The following is a 4,271-nucleotide window of genomic DNA, read 5'->3' as shown; positions in this document are numbered from 1 at the left end:
AACGTCCATCAGTCGAACGGTGTCATCCATGTGGTCGACACCGTGCTGATGCCGGCCTCGTAACCCCACGGAGGTTCCTTTCATCCCCCGACCAGGGAAAGCAGCATCGCGAGCCGGGGAATCCTCCGGCTCGCTTTTTTGTGACCGCGATAGAATGCGGGTATCGATTTGATGGCGCCGGGGCAGTAACGAAGCCCGGTATCGGGCGTATAATGTGTTGTACGAAACGGAATTGAAGGACGGAGAACAGCCGTGTCCAGCCTTGCAGCCGCCGAGGACCACCAGATCACCGTGCCCGCGAAGGTCATTCAGCCGGCCTGGGTCAGGGTCATGCACTGGATCAACGCGCTGGCGATGATCCTGATGATCATGTCGGGCTGGCAGATCTACAATGCCTCGCCGCTGTTCGATTTCCGTTTCGCCAAGGCCATCACGCTCGGCGGCTGGCTCGGCGGCGCGCTGCTCTGGCATTTTGCCGCGATGTGGCTGTTGATGATCAATGGCCTCGCCTACCTCATCACCGGTCTTGCGGCGGGTCGCTTCCGCAAAAAACTGCTGCCGATCACTCCGGCGGGCGTGCTGTCCGATCTGAAGGCCGCGCTCACCTTCAAGCTGGCGCATGATGACCTCACCGTCTACAACTCCGTGCAAAAACTGCTCTATGCCGGCATCATTATCGTGGGCGTCGTCATCGTGCTTTCGGGCCTGTCGATCTGGAAGCCGGTGCAGCTGCAATATCTGACCGCGCTGTTCGGCGGCTATGACATCGCGCGCTACGTCCACTTCATCTGCATGTCGCTGATCTGCCTGTTCCTGATCGTCCATGTCGCGCTCGCGGTGCTGGTGCCGAAAAGCCTGCGCGCGATGATCATCGGCCGCTGAAAGGATTTTTGAGGACATCATCATGGCCAAACGCTCATTTCTCATTCCTGGCGTCGACAAGCGGCTCCTGATCAAGGACTCCCTGAAGGTGATGCCGGATCTGACGCGACGGCGCTTCATTGTGGGGGGCGCGAGCCTCGGCGCGCTGACGCTGCTGACCGGCTGCGACGTCGTCGACTCTAGTTCGGCCGAAAGCCTGCTGGCGCAAGTCTCGAAATTCAACGACGCGGTGCAGGCCTGGATGTTCAATCCGGACGCGCTGGCGCCGACCTTTCCAGAGAGCGCGATCACAAAACCGTTCCCGTTCAATGCCTATTACGAGGTCGATGACGCGCCGGAGGTCGACGGCAAGACCTGGAAGCTCGAGGTGCGCGGCCTGGTCGACAACAAGAAATCCTGGACGCTCGACGAGCTCTATGCGCTGCCGCAGGTCAAGCAGGTGACGCGCCACATCTGCGTCGAGGGCTGGAGTGCGATCGGCAGCTGGACCGGCACGCCGCTCCGCGATTTCCTAAAGCTGGTCGGGGCCGATACGCGCGCAAAATATGTCTGGTTCCAGTGTGCCGACAGCGAGGGCTACAATTCGCCGCTCGACATGCGCACGGCGCTGCACCCGCAGACCCAGATGACCTTCAAATTCGCCGACGAGATCCTGCCGCGCGCCTACGGTTTTCCGATGAAGATCCGCGTGCCCACAAAACTCGGCTTCAAGAACCCGAAATACGTGATCTCGATGGAGGTCACCAACGAGTACAAGGGCGGCTACTGGGAAGACCAGGGCTACAATTCGTTCAGCGGGAGCTGATTAATGTCATTCCGGGGCGCGCGCTAGCGCGAACCCGGAATCTCGCTCCACGACCTCTAGATTCCGGGGCCGCTCGCTGCACTCGCGCCCCGGAATGACGGTGTCGATTTGGGGCGCTCCCACGCCGTGCCCAGGGCGTTGCAAACGCTCAGCCCGATCAGGCTCCAGAACGCGGCAGCGCGCGAACGGCGAGGGTGTCTTGCCAATCCCGCAACGGCGCATTAGCACTCCGCGCGTCCCGTCATTCCGGGGCGCTCGCAGCGCGAGCGAACCCGGAATCTCGAGATTCCGGGTCTGCGCTTCGCGCATCCCGGAATGACGGTGCGATATGACAGGCCCTCCGAGGTTAAAGATATGGCGACCCACAAACTGCTGCTTCTCCCCGGCGACGGCATCGGCCCCGAAGTGATGGCGGAGGTGCAGCGCCTGATCGACTGGCTCAATGCCAAAGGCCTTGCGCATTTCGAGACCGAGCAGGGGCTGGTCGGCGGCTCGGCCTATGACGCGCACAAGGTCTCGATCTCGGAAGCCGACATGGCCAAGGCCAAGGCCGCGGACGCCGTGATCTTTGGCGCGGTCGGCGGGCCGAAATGGGATGGCGTGCCCTATGACGTGCGGCCCGAGGCGGGACTGCTGCGGCTGCGCAAGGAGCTCGGCCTGTTCGCCAATCTGCGCCCCGCGGTCTGCTATCCGGCGCTCGCGGAGGCCTCCAGTCTGAAGCGCGAGGCGATCGAGGGGCTCGACATCGTGATCGTGCGCGAGCTCACCGGCGGGGTCTATTTCGGCGAGCCCAAAACCATCACCGATCTCGGCAACGGCCAGAAGCGGGCGGTCGACACCCAGGTCTACGACACCTACGAGATCGAGCGCATCGCGCGCGTCGCCTTCGACCTCGCGCGCAAGCGCCGCAACAAGGTGACCTCGATGGAAAAGCGCAACGTCATGAAGACGGGCGTGCTCTGGAACGAGGTGGTGACGCAGGTGCACGCGCGCGAATACAAGGATGTGCAGCTCGAGCATCAGCTCGCCGATTCCGGCGGCATGAATCTGGTGAAATGGCCAAAGCAGTTCGACGTCATCGTCACCGACAATCTGTTCGGCGACATGCTCTCCGACATCGCGGCGATGCTGACCGGCTCGCTCGGCATGCTGCCGTCGGCCTCGCTGGGCGAGGTCGATGCCAAGACCGGGACGCGCAAGGCGCTGTATGAACCCGTGCACGGCTCGGCGCCCGACATTGCGGGCAAGGGGCTCGCCAACCCGATCGCGATGCTGTCCTCATTCGGCATGGCGCTGCGCTACTCCTTCGACATGGGCGCGCTCGCCGACAAGCTTGACACGGCGATCGCAGCCGTGCTCGCCAGCGGCCTGCGCACGGCCGACATCAAGTCGGAAGGCACGACGCTGGCCTCGACCACAGAGATGGGCGAAGCGATCCTGGCCGAGTTGCAGAAGCTTCACGCATAGTGTGTAGGGTGGGCTAAGCGACTTGTCCGCCGAAGCTCGGCGAGCGAAGGCGGAAGCGAGCCCACCGCCCCGGTGTTGCAGAGCCGTGGTGGGCACGGCACAAGGGCGCCTTTGCCCACCCCTACCGCTGTCACAGTTTCATCGGAGCAGGTCCCATGGACGCTTTGCGCAGGCCGAAAATCGCCGAGACCGTGATCGATCCGACGGTTCGGCTGCGCGAAGCTGAGATCGGCCGGCGCTGCGAGATTTTGGCCAACACCCGCGTCGAATATGCCTCGCTGGGCGACTATTCCTATCTCGGCGAGAATTGCGACGTCGCGGACACGGTGATCGGAAAATTCACGGCAATCGCGAGCGCAGTCCGGATCGGCGCGCCCAATCATCCGATGGATCGGCCCTCGCAGCACCGTTTCACCTATTGCCCGGAATATTACGACGCGTCCGCGACGCGCGATCGCGATTTCTTTGCCGATCGCCGGGCCGCCAAGGTGGTGATCGGTAACGATTGCTGGATCGGCCATGGCGCGATCATCCTGCCGAGCGTCGCGGTCGGGGACGGGGCGGTGATCGCCGCGGGCGCGGTGGTCAGCCGGAATGTGCCGCCCTACACCATCGTCGGCGGCGTTCCGGCGCGGCCGATCCGCAGGCGTTTTTCAAATGCGGTTGCGGAAAAACTGCGCCGCATCGCCTGGTGGGACTGGCCGGATGACGTGATCTTCGCGCGCCTCGCCGATTTTCGCTCGGAGTCGATTGAAGAGTTCTGCGAATGCTACGATCCGGATCGGTAGGGCTATAGGGTGGGCAAAGCGAAGCGTGCCCACCGTCCCGGATGCATTCGTGGAGAGATGGTGGGCACGGCGCTACGCGCCTTTGCCCACCCTACCGCAATGCTCAGCTCGTAGCCCGCATGAGCGTCAGCGATATGCGGGCTTAGCCCGGATGTCGCTTCGCTGATCCGGGCTACGTAAGCTCAATACAGCGGGAAGCGGGTCGGCTCGCCGCCGAGATCGGCCGGCGTGCTCAGCGGCTGGCGATCGACCGGGCGGTTGCCGTTCTCGCGCGCGAAGGTCGGGTAGCCCATCGCCGGCGGGAAGGCGTAGTCGGTGAACTTGCGGTC

At 63.5% G+C, this 4,271-nt stretch carries 5 protein-coding genes; all 5 read left to right on the top strand.

The genetic code is table 11. The annotated features are described in order from the left end of the window. On the top strand, nucleotides 1–63 hold a 63-nt coding region (locus JOZ76_RS00605; RefSeq protein ID WP_291696700.1), incomplete at its 5' end, for a fasciclin domain-containing protein. 189 nt (nucleotides 64–252) lie between these two features. Next, nucleotides 253–882, top strand: coding sequence for a cytochrome b/b6 domain-containing protein (locus JOZ76_RS00600; protein WP_291696699.1), 630 nt, complete (start codon nucleotides 253–255; stop codon nucleotides 880–882). 22 nt (nucleotides 883–904) lie between these two features. Continuing rightward, nucleotides 905–1,687 carry a molybdopterin-dependent oxidoreductase gene (locus tag JOZ76_RS00595; protein ID WP_291696698.1) on the top strand — a complete coding sequence of 261 codons (783 nt, stop codon included), beginning with the start codon at nucleotides 905–907 and terminating at the stop codon, nucleotides 1,685–1,687. Nucleotides 1,688–2,041: 354 nt separating this feature from the next. Then, the gene (gene leuB, locus JOZ76_RS00590; protein WP_291696697.1) at nucleotides 2,042–3,154 is read left to right on the top strand and encodes a 3-isopropylmalate dehydrogenase; all 1,113 of its coding nucleotides are present in this window, start codon (nucleotides 2,042–2,044) and stop codon (nucleotides 3,152–3,154) included. Nucleotides 3,155–3,309: 155 nt separating this feature from the next. Continuing rightward, complete coding sequence (locus JOZ76_RS00585) at nucleotides 3,310–3,942, top strand: DapH/DapD/GlmU-related protein (RefSeq protein WP_291696696.1); 633 nt, start codon at nucleotides 3,310–3,312, stop codon at nucleotides 3,940–3,942. Nucleotides 3,943–4,271 lie beyond the last annotated feature (329 nt).

This window comes from Bradyrhizobium sp., from assembly GCF_019244115.1.
Taxonomy (GTDB): domain Bacteria; phylum Pseudomonadota; class Alphaproteobacteria; order Rhizobiales; family Xanthobacteraceae; genus Bradyrhizobium.
The sequence above is the reverse complement of the archived record's forward strand: the minus strand, read 5'-3'. Positions and strand labels throughout refer to the sequence as shown.